The organism is Enterobacter sp. CCUG 70166, assembly GCF_020224095.1.
In the GTDB taxonomy this organism is placed as follows: Bacteria; Pseudomonadota; Gammaproteobacteria; order Enterobacterales; family Enterobacteriaceae; genus Enterobacter; species Enterobacter intestinihominis.
Genome location: NZ_NRIQ01000019.1, coordinates 1 through 17,304, shown reverse-complemented (window position 1 = coordinate 17,304; position 17,304 = coordinate 1). Strand labels below are relative to the sequence as shown.

Sequence of the window (17,304 nt, the reverse complement as noted above, 5' to 3'; positions counted from 1 at the left end):
ACGCGCAATGAACTCTCCCATGCTGATTAAACCTCTCTCCCGACAGGACATCCTCACCCACATTGATGCCCTGAGCGATATCCTCGTCAACTGTGTAAACGGCGGCGCCTCCGTCAGCTTTATGCTGCCTTTTTCTCCCGAGAAAGCCCAAACCTTCTGGCTCGGCGTCGCAGACAGCGTCGGGCGCGACGAGCGTACCGTCCTGGGCTGTTTTGACGCGGAGCAGGGGCTGGTTGGCACGGTCCAGCTGATCACCGACCAGCCGGAAAACCAGCCGCACCGCGCAGATGTCGCGAAACTTCTGGTACATGAGAAGGCGCGCCGTAAAGGTGCGGCAATGGCGCTGATGGAAGCCCTGGAGGCGGTTGCGCGTGAAAAAGCGCTTACGGTGCTGGTGCTTGATACCTCGACCGGCAGCGGCGCGGAGACGTTTTATCAGAGAGCGGGCTGGCAAAAGGCGGGGGAGATCCCACGCTACGCCCTGATGCCGAACGGGGACATGACGGCGACCTCGGTGTTCTATAAATTTATTTGATATTTTTCACCATCGCGTCCTGAGTTGATCCAGACAGGGGTTCTGGTCCTGAAGTTTTGATAAGTTATCACACCAATCTTATCAGGCTGTATGACTAATCATAAAGGACCTCCATTGTGAACACACTCAACCGTCGTGATTTCCCCGGTGCGCGCTACCCTGAACGTATCATCCAGTTTGGCGAAGGTAACTTCCTCCGTGCTTTCGTTGACTGGCAAATCGACCTCTTAAACGAGCATACCGATCTCAATGCAGGTGTGGTGATTGTGCGGCCGATCCAGAGTGATTTTCCGCCGTCGCTGAGCACCCAGGATGGTCTGTATACCACGATTATTCGTGGTCTGAATGAGGAGGGGGAAGCGGTAAGCGATGCGCGTCTTATTCGTTCCGTGAATCGTGAAATCAGCGTCTACAGCCAGTACGATGAATTCCTGAAACTCGCCCATAACCCAGAGATGCGGTTTGTCTTCTCCAATACCACGGAGGCGGGGATCGGCTATCACGCGGGCGATAAGTTTGACGATGCGCCAGCTGTCAGCTATCCGGCCAAACTGACGCGTCTGCTGTTCGAACGCTTTACCCACTTTAACGGGGCTGCGGATAAAGGCTGGATCATCATTCCTTGTGAGCTTATCGACTACAACGGCGATACCCTGCGTGAACTGGTGCTGCGCTATGCACAGGAGTGGGCGCTGCCAGCGGCATTCATTGCGTGGCTGAATAACGCTAACACCTTCTGCTCGACGCTGGTTGACCGCATTGTTACCGGCTATCCGCGTGATGAGGTGGCAGAGCTGGAAGCCGGGCTGGGCTATCACGACAGCTTCCTCGACACGGCAGAACATTTCTACCTGTTTGTTATTCAGGGGCCAAAATCACTTTCAGCTGAATTGCGCCTGGATAAATACCCGCTCAACGTCCTGATTGTTGACGATATCAAGCCTTATAAAGAGCGTAAGGTGGCGATCCTCAACGGCGCACACACGGCGCTGGTTCCGGTCGCTTTTCAGGCCGGGCTGGATACGGTAGGGGAAGCCATGAACGACGGGGAGATTTGCGCGTTCGTAGAGAAGGCTATTTATGAAGAGATTATTCCGGTCCTGGATCTGCCGCGCGATGAGCTGCACTCCTTCGCCAGTGCCGTAACGGGGCGTTTTCGTAATCCGTACATTAAGCATCAGCTGCTGTCGATTGCACTGAACGGGATGACCAAGTACCGCACCCGCATTCTGCCGCAACTGCTGGCAGGGCAGAAGGCGACCGGTGAACTGCCAGCACGTCTGACCTTTGCCCTGGCGGCGCTGATTGCATTTTACCGTGCCGAGCGCAACGGTGAGCGCTATCCGGTGCAGGACGATGCGCACTGGCTTGAACGTTACCAGCAGCTGTGGACGCAACATCACGACAAACAAGTCACTACCCGTGAACTGGTATCGTCGGTGTTAAGCGTGAGCGAGCACTGGGAACAGGATCTCACTCTGGTGAACGGACTGGTAGACCAGGTTGCGCAGGATCTGGATGCAATTTTAAGCAAAGGCATGCGCGAGGCGGTGAAACCGCTCTGCTAATCATAATGCCCGGCGTTTGCCGGGTTTTTTACAGATCAGTGTTAGTTACAACATACTATACATCTTTTTTTTAAAAAGCACAGGCAGCACCGTGCGGTGAGGGCTTAACAGGTCAGAAATTGCAATGAACTATTAACATGCTTGCAACCGTGATGAGGATCACGTTTAATAGCCGCGCTCTTTACTTTTCTGAAGCTGATTATGATTGTTCGTCCTCAACAGCACTGGCTGCAACTGATTTTTGTCTGGCATGGTTCGGTACTTCCCAAAATTTATACCCGACTGCTGCTTAACTTCCTGCTTTCCATCGCCGTGATTGTCATGCTGCCGTGGTACACCTCGCTGGGTATCCGCTTTACCGTCGCGCCGTTCAGCATTCTGGGCGTGGCTATCGCCATCTTCCTGGGATTTCGCAATAACGCCTGTTATTCGCGCTACGTTGAGGCGCGTCTGCTTTGGGGGCAGTTGATGATAGCGGCGCGCTCGCTGTTTCGCGAGGTAAAAAACACCTTGCCGGATGATAAACATCTTGGAGAGTTTGTACGCCTGCAAATCGCGTTTGCTAACTGTCTGCGTATGACACTGCGCAGAGAAACCAATGCCGATCAGCTGTCCCGCTATCTGGCTCCAGACGATTTACGCAAAGTGATGGATGCCAACTCGCCGGCGAACCGTATCCTGCTGATCATGGGGGAGTGGCTGGCCGTACGGCGGCGCAGCGGGCACCTTTCAGACATCCTGTTTCACAGCCTCAACAACCGCCTGAACGATATGTCCATCGTGCTGGCAGGCTGTGAGCGTATCGCCAATACGCCAGTCCCGTTTGCCTATACGCTGATCCTGCACCGGACGGTGTATTTGTTCTGCATCATGCTGCCGTTTGCGCTGGTTGTTGATCTGCATTACATGACGCCCTTTGTCTCTGCGCTGATTTCCTACACTTTTATCTCGCTTGATACGCTGGCGGAAGAGCTGGAAGATCCGTTTGGGACGGAAGATAACGATCTGCCTCTGGACGCCATCTGCAACATGATGGAGCGCGATCTGTTGCAGATGAACGATGAAGAGAACATCCCTGAAAGGCTAATGCCGGATAAGCATTATCAGCTGACCTGACGGGCATTCCACTCGTCGCGGGTGATTTCCCACAGCTCCGAATCCAGCAGACCGCTGACATAGGCTTTCTTCTCTGTCCTGATGAGTCGCATGCCGCTGCTGTCTGAAATACGTCGGGAGCGGCTGTTGGCCGCCGCTTTCGGCGCGCGTAACACCGCTTTGTTAAGCGTATTGAACCAGTAATCCGTTGCCGCGATACTCGCCTCACGCATATATCCCTGGCCCTGAAATTCCGGCGCGAGCCAGAACCCCCTGTTGTTGTCCTCCACGTCATACAGGCAAATCAACCCCATCAGTTCGTCAGGCGCTTCGCGACGGCGAATCGTCCAGAACCACGCAATCCCTTTGGCCATGTCGGGCAGTGCAACGTTGTTAACATAATTTTCTGCACCGTTTTCCGGGTAGGGCCAGGGGACTGAAGCCACCATATAGCGGACAATTTCCCAGCGCGGATAGCGTTGCTGGATCTGGACGGCATCGGCGGCAACAAGGGGTTTAAGTAATAAGCGTTCTGTCGTAAGCGTGGGTATCGTCATCCGGTGATCTCCATATTTGAGCGTTATCATTTGTTTGGGTTCTGAAATTCATCAATATCACATTCCAGTTGGTCGTGCTTTTGTTATTCAGATTTATCCATAAAGGAGTATGTAATGCCAAGAAAAGCCAGGCCCGAAGAAGCCGAAACACTCTGGCACGTCCGTAACGAAGCGATGCGCCATGGCTGTAAAATCTGTTACGACGCAGAAGTGATTGCGCGCTGGACGTCAGAAAAGATGCCTGAACATTACCGTACCTCCAGGTCGATTTCGTGTTATAGGCCTGCCCATGCAGGAGCTGAACTGCTCCCAAATGGAGCTACGGTTTACGAAGTTCAATAGCTTATTTACATTTGCTTACATAAATACACTTTCTTTACATTAAGTAATGTAAGATATTTTTTTAGCACAAAATGCAAAACTAAATTAAATGGAGATGATTTATGTCGAATATAAGAGCATTAAGCCTTAATGAGATAGCATTAGTAAGTGGCGGCAATGGAAGCGGTAATTATGAAGGTGCCGGTAGTCGTAACACCAGCTCTAAATCTGGTAATTCAAAAGGAAACAATGGCTCTATTTACAAGGGCGTTGACTCATGCGGCGCAGGAATCATCGGTGGTCTAATCGCCGGCTCTCCTGGGGGGCCAGTGGGTATGACCGCTGGGGTAATTGGTGGAGCTATAGCTGGCCAGTGCACAAAAGATAGTTTTTCAGATCGTGGTAGTAAAGATAAAAGTAATAATTACAACGGCCCCGGACAATGCCGTTGGTAAGTAATTTGAGTTGTGTGTGATAATAATTTAAAAGCTCATTATAACTGAATGTTATTCTAGGTGTTTCGATATTTAATGATTATTCGAAGTAGTCATGATGAACTATTATTTTTGATAAAGTTAATGTAATCACAAGTATCGGGTTAAGCATGAAACAATTTTTAAATTTCCTAATTTACTTATTTTTTTTCATTATCGCATTTACCCTTTTGAAATACGCTGAAGTTCTTGAGTTTGACGAAGTATCACGGCCAGGGATTATATCAAGGTTTCTTATTGCGTTGATTGTATTAATAGCAGTAACTCGATGGGGCGTTAACTTGATGAATAGGTTTAAAAGTAAATAAAGTACACTCCGATAAAAATTGTTGTGTTGCAGAATGGAATCATTACAAATGTTCACTGAAGTTAAAGTGCATGATATCAAAAAATGATTACGATATCATAACCATATTTGTTGATTCTTATATAAAATATGAATTAATAATAGGTTGAACATGATAATCTTTAGGCATGTCTATCCATTCATTTATAGTAAGAAAAACGTAATTGTTCTTTTTATTGCGTCTGTTATCTCAATAATAATTACGTTATCGCCATCCATAACCCTCCGCTATCTTACTCTCGATGTGTCATTTTTCTTATTGTTTATTGCGGAATTTTCAATTGCATTTTTCTTGTATATTTTTTACTTTAGGAAGTTGGATGGTTTTAAATTACGCCCAAGTAGAGATTTAACTTCAATAAAATTTTCTATTGTTGTGTTGTTTGTCATTTTGCTGGTTCAGTATAATGTTTATCTTTACAGGGATAATTTATATCATTATGGACCTTCCCATATTAGTTTTATAGCATTTATAATAGCCACCTTCGTAGTCCCATATTATGAGGAGATTATATACAGGGGCTGTATCTTCGGTGTTTTCCACTCAATTTTTAATAAAAAGTATATTATCCCATGCATATTGACTTCATTGTCTTTTTGTCTGATGCATGGACAATATTATAACATTTTAGATCAATCCATTCTTTTTTTGGTGTCAATATTGCTATTAATAGTTAGAATAAGAAGCAGAGGGTTTTTTTATCCTATTATAATTCATTCGTGCATGAATGCTTTTGTTTTGTCGTTAAATTTTTGAAGGGTATTTGGGAATTGCGTGACAACAGTCAGCAGCAGCATGCCATACAACAGCGAATAGTTTCCCTGAAACCTCAGGTTAAAAGTGCAGAAAAGCGTCTGTCACTTGCCGTGCATCAGGCTGCGCTGGCCGTGTCTGTTATGGAGCGCTATAAGAAACTTGCTGATACGCATTACGTATCAGATATCGAATACCAGCAGAAGCAGATTGACGTTTCAACGTCACAGCAAAACGTTGAGGATCAGCGTCAGGGGCTTCTGCAACTGCACACCGCGATGGAGGCTGCTAAAGACGACCTTGACCATCTCATCGTTCAGGGTGAAAGCCGGAAGGCTGAAATGGACAGGCAGTTGCAGGTTATCAGGCAACAGCAGGACGAACTGGCAGGTAAGGAAAATTTCACGCTGACTTCACCGGTATCCGGAACCGTTGCTGCCGTGCTGGTCAGACAGGGACAGTCTGTCAGGGCATCTGAACCTGTCATGACCCTCATTCCCGACAATGCCCGTTTGCAGATAGAACTCTATGCTACCAGTCAGAATGCTGGCTTTATTCAGGCGGGGCAGCGTGTTGCCCTGCGGTTCTCTGCCTTCCCCTATCAGAAGTTTGGTGTGCAGTACGGGACTATCCGTGAAATAAGCCATACAACGCTGACATCTTCTGATTTACTCTCCGTATCTCCTGTGACCTGGAAGGAGAATGAAGGTCATTACCGCGTCATCGTTGAACCTGAAAATACTTTTATTCTGGCTTATGGGAAACAGGAAGCCCTGCGCCCCGGCATGGTTCTTGAGGGGGATGTCAGCCTGGATACCCGCAATTTGTGGGAGTGGCTGACTGAGCCGCTCTGGAGCCTGAAAGGAAAGCTGTGATGGATACACTCAAATGGACCGGGAGAAAACAGCTTCCTCTCACCCGACAGACAGAGTCAGCGGAATGTGGTCTGGCATGCCTGGTCATGATGGCCTGCTGGCATGGTCTGCAAACAGACTTACCCACACTGCGCGAACGTTTCAGTATCAGCTCACAAGGGATGACCCTGCAGAGACTGACTGAATGTGCGGCCGGTATCGGATTATCCAGCCGGGCAGTTCGGCTGGAGCTTGAGGACCTAAGATCCCTTTCTCTCCCGTGTATTCTCCACTGGAACATGAATCATTTTGTTGTGCTACATAAAGTTCGCGGAAGCAGGCTGGTTATTCATGATCCGGAAAAGGGAAAAGTAACGCTCTCCCTACAGGATGCTGGAAAACATTTCACCGGCGTCGCGCTGGAGCTGATGCCAGCCAGTGATTTTACCGCTCGGGATGAAAGGAAAAAAATCCATCTGCGCCAACTGACAGGTAAAACACCGGGTCTGTTGTCGGCAATGTCGCGAATTATCGTTTTTGCCGTGGCACTCGAAATCCTGACACTGGGAAGCCCGCTTCTCAACCAGCTGGTGATTGATGAAGTCCTGGTGGCTGCCGACCAGAGTTTGTTGACCGTCATTATTATTGCGCTTCTGCTGATGTCACTGACCCAGATGCTGCTGTCACTGGCCCGCCAGTGGGCGAGTATTACACTGTCCGTCAATTTTAACATGCAGTGGACAGCACGGGTTTTCCATCATCTGGTCCATCTTCCTCTGGCCTGGTTTGATGCACGCAGTAAGGGGAGTATTAATGCTCGTTTTGAGGCGGTAGATACCATCCAGCAGGCGCTGACTACGCAAGTGCTGGAAGGTATTCTGGATGTGTTGCTCGTGGTGACTGCGCTTTGCATGATGCTGCTGTACAGTCCTGAAATGACATTGATCGCCGTAATTGCAGCCATTTTCTATGGTGTGTTGAGGGCACTGTGGTATCCGTCCCTTCGACAGTCGGCAGAAGATGCCTGGGATGCAGGTGCCAAGGAGTCCGGGCATTTTCTTGAAACACTCAACGGGATCCTCAGCCTGAGAATTAACGGTGTGACGGCACATCGTGAGGCCGCCTGGCTGAATCTCAACGTTGCCCGCAGAAATACGCAGTTGCGTCAGAGCCGTCTGCTGATGTGCTATGACATTGCTCACACTCTTACCGGCAGCGTGGTATCAGCAATCATTTTGTGGAAAGGCGCCGGGGAGGTATTGAATGGTACCTTCACCGTCGGCATGCTGGTTGCTTATTTATCCTATCAGACGCGTTTTTCTTCCAGTATCAGTAGCCTGACTGATAAGTTTTTTTCCTGGCGTATGCTCGATGTTTACAACGAACGACTGGCTGATATTGTACTGACCCCGACAGAAGGCCTTCAGCAACAGCCTTTTCGTGAGCATAACAACGCTTCGCACATTCCTTCTGTATCCCGCAGGGAGATGGATGAATATGCTCATGCTCCTCTAGTACTTGAGCACATCATCTTCAGCCACAAGGGAGGGGAACATCCGATAATCGGCGGGGTGTCGCTGACACTCAATCCCGGAGAAGTCGTTGCCATTACAGGTAAATCCGGATGCGGGAAAACGACACTGGTGAAGCTTATCCTTGGGATCCACATCCCTGATGAGGGCAGGATCAGGGCATTTGGCATATTGCATACGCATCCGGATTATTTTCAGGTTCGTCAGCGTATCGGTACCGTACTGCAGGATGACCATCTTTTCAAAGGTTCTGTAGCAGATAACATTGTTTTTTCAGTGATGACCGAAATTATGAACGAATGATCCAGTGCGCAAGACTGGCACTTATCGACAGCGATGTTATGGCAATGCCGATGGGGTATCAGACGCTGATTGGTGAAACCGGCGGAGGGCTTTCCGGAGGACAAAAACAACGCATTCTGCTGGCAAGGGCGTTGTACAAGAAACCGGGATTCCTGTTACTGGATGAAGCGACCAGCCACCTTGATGTTGAGAGTGAAATCCGGATAAGCCAGACCTTACGTCAACTGGGGCTTCCTGTTCTGCTGATAGCCCATCGCCCGGAAACCATAGCCTCTGCAGACCGGGTTTTGTATCTGGCAGACGGCTACTTAACGGAGCTGAATCTCCAGCATACAGTCAATAATGGCGAGTCTGTTTGTGAATATACTAATGACGTGATGGCAAAAAATTAACCTTAACGTACATAATTTTCGATATCCAAACTTACCCCTATCTGGAAGATCTATTTGTTGACGCTGCCGAACGTGGCGCAGGGGCGGGTAAAGCGCTTATCGACGCCCTGATCGATGAGGGTAAGCGGGAAGGGTGGTCAAAACTCTACTGGGTAACCCGCATGCACAATCCGGCGCGTAAGCTGTATGACCACTATGGTGAAGCCGACGATTACGTCCGGTACCGAATCACCCCTTAACCGGGTTTGTATCACACTGTATCTGCGTCTGTGATACATACACAGGTATGCAATAAAACCGCATCCGCACACATCCTTTATACAAACGCATGGTGTTATATCTCCGTCAACTGAACTTACCCGGAGATAACATCATGTTTAATAAACTAGCATACTCAGCCGTCGCCCTGACCGTATCACTTGGCACTGTGATGTCCTGCCAGGCAGAAGCGACGGGTAAGGATTACTCGTCGGCTTTTAACCAGGTAAAACAAATTAACGCCGGCGATCTGAACGTCGGTTATGTCGATATCGGGCCGAAAGACGGGCAACCAGTGATCCTGCTGCATGGCTGGCCGTACGATATTCACAGCTACGCGGAAGTTGCCCCCGCGCTGGCCGCGAAGGGGTATCGTGTCATTGTGCCATCCCTGCGCGGGTACGGCACCACGCGCTTTATTTCTGATAAAACGCCGCGAAACGGCCAGCCTTCGGCAATGGCGAAAGACATCGTCTACCTGATGGACGCCCTGAATATCAAACAGGCGGTGTTTGCCGGTTATGACTGGGGGGCGCGTACGGCGGATATCGTTGCGGCGCTCTGGCCGGAACGGGTGAAATCGCTGGTCTCGGTAAGTGGCTACCTGATCAGCAGCCAGGCGATTGGCAAACAGCCTTTACCGCCGAAGGCAGAGGTTCAGTGGTGGTATCAGTTCTATTTCGCCACGCCGCGCGGTGCGGAAGGCTATGCTAAAAATACGCACGATTTTGCCCGGTTGATTTGGTCCCAGGCTTCGCCTGACTGGAAATTCAGCGATGCCACCTTCAATGCGAGCGCCAGGTCCCTCGATAATCCGGACCACGTTGCCGTCACGCTCAGTAATTACCGCTGGCGTCTGGGGCTGGAGAAGGGTGAGCAGAAATATGACGCCTACGAACAAAAGCTGGCTACGCTGCCGAACATTACGGTGCCGACCATCACCATCGAGGGCGGTAACAACGGGGCACCACATCCTGCACCCGCCGCCTATGCGGGGAAATTCACCGGAAAATATGAGCACCGTACTTTCGGCGCAACGGTTGGCCACAACCCGCCGCAGGAAGATCCGCAGGACTTTGTTAACGCCGTTGTCGACGCGGATAAGCTCTGATATGTGCTATTTTCAATCCGTTACCTCTTAATCAGGAGCCTGCGGTGGAGCATATTGATCACATCCTTGTCGTCGATGACGACAGGGATATTCGTGAACTGATTGTCGATTACCTCGTGAAATCCGGCTACCACGCCTCTGGCGCGGCGAACGGAAAAGAGATGCGCGCAGTGCTCGACAAACAGCATATCGACCTGGTGGTGCTGGACGTGATGATGCCCGGCGATGATGGCCTGACGCTGTGTCGGCAGCTGCGCAGCAGCAGGCATAAGGATCTGCCGATCCTGATGCTCACCGCGCGCAACGAGGACACGGACCGGATCCTGGGGCTGGAGATGGGCGCCGACGATTACGTGGTGAAACCGTTTGTGGCCCGCGAACTGCTGGCGCGTATCAAAGCTATCCTGCGTCGTTTTCGTACTATGCCGCCTAATCTTCAGGTGACCGAGGCAGGGCGCCTGGTGGTGTTCGGGGAATGGCAGCTGGATACCGTGGCGCGTCATCTGATTGATAACGAGGGGATGGTTGTGGCGCTCAGCGGGGCGGAATATCGCCTTTTGCGCGTATTTCTCGATCATCCTCAACGGGTGCTGACCCGCGATCAACTGCTGAACCTGACGCAGGGACGTGATGCCGAGCTGTTTGAGCGTTCGATTGATCTCCTGGTGAGCCGCGTGCGACAGCGCCTGAATGAAGATGCCCGCTCGCCAGCCTACATTAAAACCGTTCGCAGCGAAGGCTACGTTTTTACTATGCCGGTGACCATCATCGAGGCCAATGAATGACGCTGTGGCCCCGCACCTTACTGGCCCGGCTGCTGATCATTGTGCTGCTTGGACTCTTGCTGGCTAACGCGCTCAGCCTGACGCTGGTCATGGTTGAGCGAATGCACAGCGCGCGCACGGTTATGCTGGGCAATCTTGAGAATGACGTGGCGACCAGCGTGGCCATTCTCGACCGGCTTCCGGCCAAAGAGCGGCCAGAGTGGCTGGAACGGCTCGGTCGCGGTAATTATCGTTATATCCTTGGTCCCGGCGAGGCAGGCGCTGCGCCAACGGACAAGCGCTCGCGGGATGCGATTCGCACCCTGAAAGAGACGCTTTCAGTTCAATATCCGCTCCAGTTTACGGCAGTGCCGGGGCCTGTTTCCCACATTCAGGCCCATCTGACGCTCCGCGACGGCGCACCGCTCACTATCGATCTGATCCCGCGCATGCCGCCAGTCGCCAGCTGGTTACCCGTGGTGCTGGTTCTTCAGTTGTTACTTGTCGCGCTCTGCTCCTGGATTGCCGTGCGCCAGGTTGTCCGGCCTTTCCTGCAATTCACGCGCGCGGTTGATTCCCTCGATCCTGCGGCCCATTCTCCTATGACTGAAAAAGGTCCGGTTGAGGTGCGACAGGCGGCGCAGGCTTTTAATGAGATGCAGTCGCGGATACAAACTTATCTGCGTGAACGCGCGCAGATTCTGGCGTCCATTTCTCACGATCTTCAGACGCCCATCACGCGTATGAAGCTGCGGGTCGAAATGGCGGATCAGCCCGAACTCCATGATAAGTTGTTGAGCGACCTGGATAATATGTCGCTCCTGGTACGAGAAGGTATTGCCTATGCCCGGTCATCAGAATCACTGAAAGAGACCACGCTTAAGCTGGAGCTAAACGCGTGGGTTAACAGCATCGCCAGTGATTATCAGGACATTGGTAAAAACGTGCAGTTTCATGCACGCAGTACACGTCTGCCGATCGTCACCCGCCCCCAGGCATTGCGCCGGGTAATGACCAATCTGCTGGATAATGCGCTCAAGTTTGGCCATAGCGCGGTAATAGAGATTGATGAAGATGAAAGGCAGGTAGCGATCCGCATTATGGATAACGGCCCCGGCATCCCGGAGGCAGAACTGGGGGCGGTGTTACAGCCGTTCTACCGGGTTGAAACGTCGCGCAACCGCGAAACGGGCGGCACCGGGTTAGGCCTCGCCATTGCCGCGCAGCTCACCGCCCAGCTTGACGGGAAATTGCATCTTGCAAACCGGGCAGAGGGCGGGCTGGCCGTAAGCGTGACTCTTCCGCGCGTTTAATTGTACGCCTGTGTATCTGCGCGCCGTGCGGATACGAAGGCAGACAAAATTCAGTTTTTTGCACACGGCCTGAACACATTCGCAGGGTGAAATGACCTCACTGCACCTTCGCAGCAACTGTATCGTGAGGTCGTTATGTTTCTGATAATCGCTTTTTTAGGCGGCATGATTAGCCTGCTCAGTCCGTGCACGCTTCCCGTTATTCCTCTGCTGTTCGCCGGCTTTCAGGGGCAGCGCAAACACATTCTGGCGCTTCTGGCGGGAATGATAGTGATGTTCACGTTTGTGGCGATGGTAGTAACGGTTGCCAGTGACTGGATCGCTGACGCCACCGTTATCGGTCGCTGGATTGCGCTGCTGGTACTGAGCATTGCCGCCCTGGCCCTGATCTTCCCGCAGTTCGCTCAGCGCATTGCCAGCCCGGCGGTCAGTGCGGGGAACGTTCTTAACACCCACAGCGTTCAGCGACACGGCATGTTTTCGGCTTTTCTGACAGGGCTGGCCGTTGGACTTCTGTGGTCCCCCTGTGCAGGACCGATTCTCGGGGCGATCTTCGGCATTAACATTACTGGCCACTCGGCCATCGCAACCGGAGCGCTGTTAGCCGCTTACGGCAGTGGGTGCGCGTTGATGCTGGGGCTGCTTGTCGCGGGGGGCCGTAAGCTGATAACCCCTCTGAGAGCCAAATCCGCATTGATGGAGCGTCTGCGTCAGGGCGCAGGGGTGATGATGTTAGCCGCCGTGGCTTTCAACGCCTCAGGAATGACGTCGGTCCTGAAAGGCGCCAGCGGTATTACCGACCAGCTGGAAAACGCTCTCTTGAGCCTTGCGCAACCAACCTCCACGCAGGTGAAACTGCGACCGATCGCTGACGCAATGCCGAGCAGCCAGCTACCGACATTAAGCGGCGGTACGGGCTGGGTAAACGGTGACCCTGTCACGTCTAAGGCCTTGCGGGGGAAAGTTGTGCTTATCGATTTCTGGACCTGGGACTGTATCAACTGCCAGCATACCCTTCCGCATGTTCGAGACTGGGCGAAGAAATATGAGTCACAAGGTCTGGTGGTGATTGGCGTCCACACCCCTGAATACCCCTGGGAAAAGCCGTTATCATCGGTGAAAAACGCGATCAACGAATGGCAGTTGCCGTACCGCGTAGTGACGGATAATAACTACAAAATCTGGAGCGCGTTCGGTAATCAGTACTGGCCAGCACATTACTATTTCGATGCGAAAGGGCAACTGCGTTACACCTCGTTTGGCGAAGGCAACTACGACAAGCAGGAGGCTGTAATTCAGCATTTGCTCAAGGAAGCGCGTTCCTGATTCGGCTTACGGAACCCGCTGAGCAACCATAAACAGGCGCGGAAAAGCCAGCAGTATCTGCCCGTTCTCCTGGAGCGGATACTGCTCTTCCAGCAGCTCGAGGTAGCGTTTCAGAAAGTTTTGCTGCTCGCTCTCGTTGAGATCCTGTAGCCACGGCCGTAACCCCGTCGCGCTGACCCAGTCAATAATCGCCTGATGAGAGCTCATCTGATGAAAGTAGGTGGTGCGCCAGATATCCACGTCGCATCCCGCGTCCGTCAGAATATCATAGTAGGCATGAATACCCGGCAGCTGCTCGCGGCCACGATCGGGGTAGCCCTGTTCCCAGGCAACTTCACGCATCAGGGCGTGCGTCGGCTCAAGCCAGTTGTCAGGCATTTGTATCGCCAGCACGCCGTTTAACTGGAGCAGTGAAACCAGATGCGGCAGAAGGTGGTAATGGTCCGGGATCCATTGCAGGGAAGCATTGGCGTAGATCAGGCTGAGAGGCTGGTCAGGTTTGTAGTGACGGATATCCGATTCAACAAAGTGGCAGTCTGGCAGGGCCTGTCGGGCTTCCTCCAGCATCGCCGGGGAGTTATCCACACCGGCTATCTGCGCTGAAGGCCAGCGTTGTTTCAGCAGCGCGGTGCTGTTGCCTGGCCCGCAGCCCAAATCCACGCCAGAGGTTATGTCAGCAAGCGGCACCCGGGCCAGTAACTCAGCGGCGGGACGTGTGCGTTCTTCGCTGTATTGTAGATATAGAGAAGGATCCCAGTCGGCCATTTTCGCATCTCCATGTTGAGGTGTTCAGCAAGAATAGCACAGGCAAATACCTGCGCAGGGGCAGGTATCCGGATAAACGTGAGATTATAAAATGCCTTTCAGGGCCACGTGATAAAGCAGCATGATGGTTTTACCGTCGACGATCTGGCCATTCTCGATGCCACGAAGCGCGTCGTCCAGCGTCATTTCCAGCACGTCGATATCTTCCCCCTCTGCTTTAACGCCGCCGCCCGCGCTGGTCCGATCCTGCGGGTGATATTCCGCCAGATAGAAGTAGAGTTTTTCGGTAACGGAGCCCGGGCTCATATAGGCCTCAAAAATTTTCTCTACGCGCGTCACCTTATACCCGGTTTCCTCTTCCGCTTCGGCCTTAATCCGGCTTTCCGGGTCAAGGTTATCGAGCAACCCGGCAGCCGCCTCAATGAGATCCTCTTCGTGACCATTGATAAACACAGGGAAACGAAACTGACGTGTAAGAATGACTGTTTTGCTGTCGCGATTATAGAGCAGGATCGTCGCGCCATTCCCGCGGTCATACACTTCACGCTCTTGCCGCTGCCAGTCACCATCGCTGCGCTGGAGGTCAAAAGTGTATTTTTTCAGGTTATACCAGTTGTCGGACAACGTTTCGCTGTTGATGATGCGTATATCTGCACGTTTTGATTGCACGTTTGGCTCTCCTCTCGTAGAGTATGCATCATAAACAGCATTTTCGTGTAATTACAATAATTATCGTGCAACATCAGGAATAATTCATGCTCACAAGTCAGCGTAAACAGTTGATTCTGGAAAAGCTGGAGGCGGAAGGCCAGGTCCAGTCAACTGCGCTCAGCCTCTTTTTCTCGGTGTCTGAGGACACTATCCGCCGGGATCTACGTGAACTGGCGGCAGAAGGGCGTTTGCAGCGTGTCCACGGCGGCGCGCTTCCGGCATCTTCAGCGATTGCGCCTTTTGCCGAGCGTCAGTCCGTTAAAATGGATGCAAAAAAACGCGTGGCACGTCGGGGCGCGCAGCTCATTTCACCGGGGCAGGTGGTGATCATTGATGGCGGGACGACCACCTCAGAACTTATTACCTTCTTGCCGCCAGATTTGCAGGTAACCGTGGTGACGCACAGCCCGGGTATTGCATTGGGGCTGGTCAACCATCCGTGCATAGAGGTGATCCTGATTGGCGGTCGTTTGTATAAACACTCCATCGTCACGGTCGGCGCGGCCGCTATTGAAGGCATCAACAATATTCATGCGGATCTGTTTTTCATGGGTGTCACCGGCGTGCATTCTGAGGCCGGGCTGACCACCGGAGATTATGAAGAAGCATGCATCAAACGTGCATTTTCCGGCAGAGCGGCGGAAACGGTGGTATTGGCTTCACCGGAAAAGATCAACACGGCCTCGGCGTTTGTGATTGGCGATTTGTCGCTGGTGAATACGCTCGTTGTTGAAAACACAACGGATGAACGCTGGGTCAACGCTATGAAAGAAAAGGGCGTTGCGGTGATCGCCAGCCAGTAAATATCCGCTTTTTTGCCAGCCTGACTGCGTGGCTGTCAAACAGACAAAGGTTATCCATCACGCGGATTCCTAGACTAAGGCTTTCATCTGTTTAAGGAAAAGCCATGAAAGCGATCTCCATTCTGGCGTATGGCGCTGACCCAACCGCGCAACGCCTGGCAACATCCGCCATTCAGCAGGCCATAAATAGTGCTCAACAGAACGATGTCATCGTTATTCCGCAAGGCCGTTTTCTGACCGGAGCGTTGTTTCTGAAAAGCGGTGTTTCACTTCGCCTGGACGCTGGCGCACAGCTCGTTGGAAGCCAGGATCTGGCTGATTATCCCCTGATAAATACCCGGGTGGCCGGCATTGATATGCGCTGGCCGGCAGGCATTATTAATATCATCGATTGTGAAAACGTCAGCATTACCGGTACAGGCACGATAGACGGGCAGGGTGCAATTTGGTGGCAACGCTACTGGGGCGATGACGAGCGCAGCGGCATGGTCGGCGATTACAGCGCAAGAGGATTGCGCTGGGTTGTTGATTATGACTTTCAGCGCCCGCGCAATATCCTGGTCTTTGAAAGCCAGAGCATTCTGCTGCGTGATTTTACCAGTCGGGAGTCCGGATTCTGGAACATGCACCTCTGTTATTCGCGCCATATCGCGATTGAGGGCGTGCAAATCAGCAATTCTGCGGGGCCGAGCACCGACGGGATTGACGTCGACTCCTGCGAACAGGTGCGGATTGAACGCTGCATTGTGTCCTGCAATGACGACAATATCTGCATCAAATCAGGACGAGGACGCGAAGCGGCGCAAAAAACTCGTGCCGCGCGGGATATAGTGATTCGAGGATGTACGCTGAATAAGGGATCCGGGATCACACTGGGGAGTGAAACTTCAGGTGGCATTGAACGCGTCCTGATAGAAGATAACGCGTTTAACGGAACGGGTGTCGGGTTTCGCATTAAATCTGCTCGCAACCGGGGCGGATTTATCCGTGATATCACCGTACAAAATCTACGGCTTACGGACGTGCGTTTTCCGGTGCTGATCCAGCTGAACTGGTTTCCGCAGTATAGCTATGGCGACCAGAGCAATTTATCTGATAAACCAGAACACTGGCGCAAACTGGCTGAAGGTGTTGAGGGCGAAGCCGGTCTTACTGCGGTCAGCGGACTGACGATTAAAAATATGACGGCGCGTCGATCAGACAGCAAATGCTTTTCGCGGGCATTTTTCATCGAGGGATATCCGGAGCGTCCTGTGGTCGGGTTAACGCTGGAGGGGATTTTGATTGACGCGTCAGAGTTCGGGAAAATTTCTGGTGTGGATGAGCTGCGCTTTAAGGATGTACAGGTGACTGCCGTGGAGATCACGCAAGACCGTAACGACAGTTATGAACGTTGATGGCACAGAACAGAGGTACATGATGCGCGGAATGAGCAGAACAAGGATGGGTCTGAACTGGCTGGATTTACTCGTATTCAATCTATGTCAAAGCAAGTTTAAAAT

15 protein-coding genes and 2 pseudogenes are annotated in these 17,304 nt (G+C 51.9%); 14 read left to right on the top strand and 3 right to left on the bottom strand.

Annotated features, from left to right (window positions below; all coding sequences use genetic code 11):
* The first annotated feature begins 7 nt into the window (after positions 1 to 7).
* The 3 genes from CKK19_RS09035 to CKK19_RS09025 all read left to right on the top strand — a co-directional run bounded on the left by CKK19_RS09035 (position 8) and on the right by CKK19_RS09025 (position 3,219).
* A complete protein-coding gene (locus CKK19_RS09035) occupies positions 8 to 535 on the top strand; it encodes a GNAT family N-acetyltransferase (RefSeq protein ID WP_045622736.1) in 528 nt (175 codons plus the stop codon).
* A gap of 116 nt (positions 536 to 651) precedes the next feature.
* Positions 652 to 2,103 (top strand): tagaturonate reductase, encoded by a 1,452-nt coding sequence (locus CKK19_RS09030; protein WP_063853634.1) that lies wholly within the window; start codon positions 652 to 654, stop codon positions 2,101 to 2,103.
* A 201-nt stretch (positions 2,104 to 2,304) separates the two neighbouring features.
* On the top strand, positions 2,305 to 3,219 hold the full coding sequence (locus CKK19_RS09025; protein WP_003857155.1) for a bestrophin family protein: 915 nt from the start codon (positions 2,305 to 2,307) through the stop codon (positions 3,217 to 3,219).
* On the opposite strand, the gene CKK19_RS09020 is transcribed toward CKK19_RS09025, so the two are convergent.
* Positions 3,207 to 3,755 carry a GNAT family N-acetyltransferase gene (locus CKK19_RS09020; protein WP_023300104.1) on the bottom strand — a complete coding sequence of 183 codons (549 nt, stop codon included), beginning with the start codon at positions 3,753 to 3,755 and terminating at the stop codon, positions 3,207 to 3,209. The genes CKK19_RS09025 and CKK19_RS09020 overlap by 13 nt on opposite strands.
* Before the next feature lie 443 nt (positions 3,756 to 4,198).
* On the opposite strand from CKK19_RS09020, the gene CKK19_RS09015 reads away from it, so the two are divergent.
* The 9 genes and pseudogenes from CKK19_RS09015 to CKK19_RS08975 all read left to right on the top strand — a co-directional run bounded on the left by CKK19_RS09015 (position 4,199) and on the right by CKK19_RS08975 (position 13,523).
* Positions 4,199 to 4,531, top strand: a complete 333-nt coding sequence (locus CKK19_RS09015; RefSeq protein ID WP_023300105.1) for a hypothetical protein — start codon at positions 4,199 to 4,201, stop codon at positions 4,529 to 4,531.
* 497 nt (positions 4,532 to 5,028) lie between these two features.
* A complete protein-coding gene (locus CKK19_RS09010; protein ID WP_074174395.1) occupies positions 5,029 to 5,673 on the top strand; it encodes a CPBP family intramembrane glutamic endopeptidase in 645 nt (214 codons plus the stop codon).
* Between the two features lie 8 nt (positions 5,674 to 5,681).
* Positions 5,682 to 6,545 (top strand): annotated as a pseudogene (locus CKK19_RS09005) (HlyD family secretion protein); the annotation flags it as partial.
* A pseudogene (locus CKK19_RS09000) lies at positions 6,545 to 8,751 on the top strand (peptidase domain-containing ABC transporter). The pseudogenes CKK19_RS09005 and CKK19_RS09000, both read left to right, overlap by 1 nt.
* A gap of 11 nt (positions 8,752 to 8,762) precedes the next feature.
* A complete protein-coding gene (locus CKK19_RS08995) occupies positions 8,763 to 8,990 on the top strand; it encodes a GNAT family N-acetyltransferase (RefSeq protein WP_254909581.1) in 228 nt (75 codons plus the stop codon).
* A gap of 134 nt (positions 8,991 to 9,124) precedes the next feature.
* Positions 9,125 to 10,120 (top strand): alpha/beta fold hydrolase, encoded by a 996-nt coding sequence (locus CKK19_RS08990; protein WP_063853633.1) that lies wholly within the window; start codon positions 9,125 to 9,127, stop codon positions 10,118 to 10,120.
* Between the two features lie 44 nt (positions 10,121 to 10,164).
* Positions 10,165 to 10,905 carry a response regulator gene (locus tag CKK19_RS08985; protein ID WP_063853631.1) on the top strand — a complete coding sequence of 247 codons (741 nt, stop codon included), beginning with the start codon at positions 10,165 to 10,167 and terminating at the stop codon, positions 10,903 to 10,905.
* Positions 10,902 to 12,197 carry an ATP-binding protein gene (locus tag CKK19_RS08980; protein WP_063853630.1) on the top strand — a complete coding sequence of 432 codons (1,296 nt, stop codon included), beginning with the start codon at positions 10,902 to 10,904 and terminating at the stop codon, positions 12,195 to 12,197. The genes CKK19_RS08985 and CKK19_RS08980 overlap by 4 nt, the downstream gene beginning before the upstream one ends.
* Positions 12,198 to 12,332: 135 nt before the next feature.
* Positions 12,333 to 13,523, top strand: coding sequence for a cytochrome c biogenesis protein/redoxin (locus CKK19_RS08975; protein ID WP_063853629.1), 1,191 nt, complete (start codon positions 12,333 to 12,335; stop codon positions 13,521 to 13,523).
* 6 nt (positions 13,524 to 13,529) lie between these two features.
* Here CKK19_RS08975 and tam read toward each other — a convergent pair whose 3' ends face one another.
* The gene (tam, locus tag CKK19_RS08970; protein ID WP_063853628.1) at positions 13,530 to 14,288 is read right to left on the bottom strand and encodes a trans-aconitate 2-methyltransferase; all 759 of its coding nucleotides are present in this window, start codon (positions 14,286 to 14,288) and stop codon (positions 13,530 to 13,532) included.
* A gap of 84 nt (positions 14,289 to 14,372) precedes the next feature.
* Complete coding sequence (locus CKK19_RS08965; RefSeq protein ID WP_022648128.1) at positions 14,373 to 14,957, bottom strand: NUDIX domain-containing protein; 585 nt, start codon at positions 14,955 to 14,957, stop codon at positions 14,373 to 14,375.
* Between the two features lie 86 nt (positions 14,958 to 15,043).
* On the opposite strand from CKK19_RS08965, the gene CKK19_RS08960 reads away from it, so the two are divergent.
* Together CKK19_RS08960 and CKK19_RS08955 are read left to right on the top strand one after the other, a co-directional pair.
* Positions 15,044 to 15,802: a DeoR/GlpR family DNA-binding transcription regulator gene (locus tag CKK19_RS08960; RefSeq protein WP_063853627.1), complete on the top strand. Its 759-nt coding sequence runs from the start codon at positions 15,044 to 15,046 to the stop codon at positions 15,800 to 15,802.
* Between the two features lie 104 nt (positions 15,803 to 15,906).
* The gene (locus CKK19_RS08955; protein ID WP_063853626.1) at positions 15,907 to 17,199 is read left to right on the top strand and encodes a glycoside hydrolase family 28 protein; all 1,293 of its coding nucleotides are present in this window, start codon (positions 15,907 to 15,909) and stop codon (positions 17,197 to 17,199) included.
* The last annotated feature ends 105 nt before the right edge of the window (positions 17,200 to 17,304 follow it).

Coding starts and splice junctions, on each gene's coding strand:
- CKK19_RS09035 (WP_045622736.1), top strand. CDS start 8: ATGAACTCTCCCATGCTGATTAAACCTCTCTCCCGACAGGACATCCTC.
- CKK19_RS09025 (WP_003857155.1), top strand. CDS start 2,305: ATGATTGTTCGTCCTCAACAGCACTGGCTGCAACTGATTTTTGTCTGG.
- CKK19_RS09020 (WP_023300104.1), bottom strand. CDS start 3,755: ATGACGATACCCACGCTTACGACAGAACGCTTATTACTTAAACCCCTT.
- CKK19_RS09015 (WP_023300105.1), top strand. CDS start 4,199: ATGTCGAATATAAGAGCATTAAGCCTTAATGAGATAGCATTAGTAAGT.
- CKK19_RS09010 (WP_074174395.1), top strand. CDS start 5,029: ATGATAATCTTTAGGCATGTCTATCCATTCATTTATAGTAAGAAAAAC.
- CKK19_RS08990 (WP_063853633.1), top strand. CDS start 9,125: ATGTTTAATAAACTAGCATACTCAGCCGTCGCCCTGACCGTATCACTT.
- CKK19_RS08980 (WP_063853630.1), top strand. CDS start 10,902: ATGACGCTGTGGCCCCGCACCTTACTGGCCCGGCTGCTGATCATTGTG.
- CKK19_RS08975 (WP_063853629.1), top strand. CDS start 12,333: ATGTTTCTGATAATCGCTTTTTTAGGCGGCATGATTAGCCTGCTCAGT.
- tam (WP_063853628.1), bottom strand. CDS start 14,288: ATGGCCGACTGGGATCCTTCTCTATATCTACAATACAGCGAAGAACGC.
- CKK19_RS08960 (WP_063853627.1), top strand. CDS start 15,044: ATGCTCACAAGTCAGCGTAAACAGTTGATTCTGGAAAAGCTGGAGGCG.
- CKK19_RS08955 (WP_063853626.1), top strand. CDS start 15,907: ATGAAAGCGATCTCCATTCTGGCGTATGGCGCTGACCCAACCGCGCAA.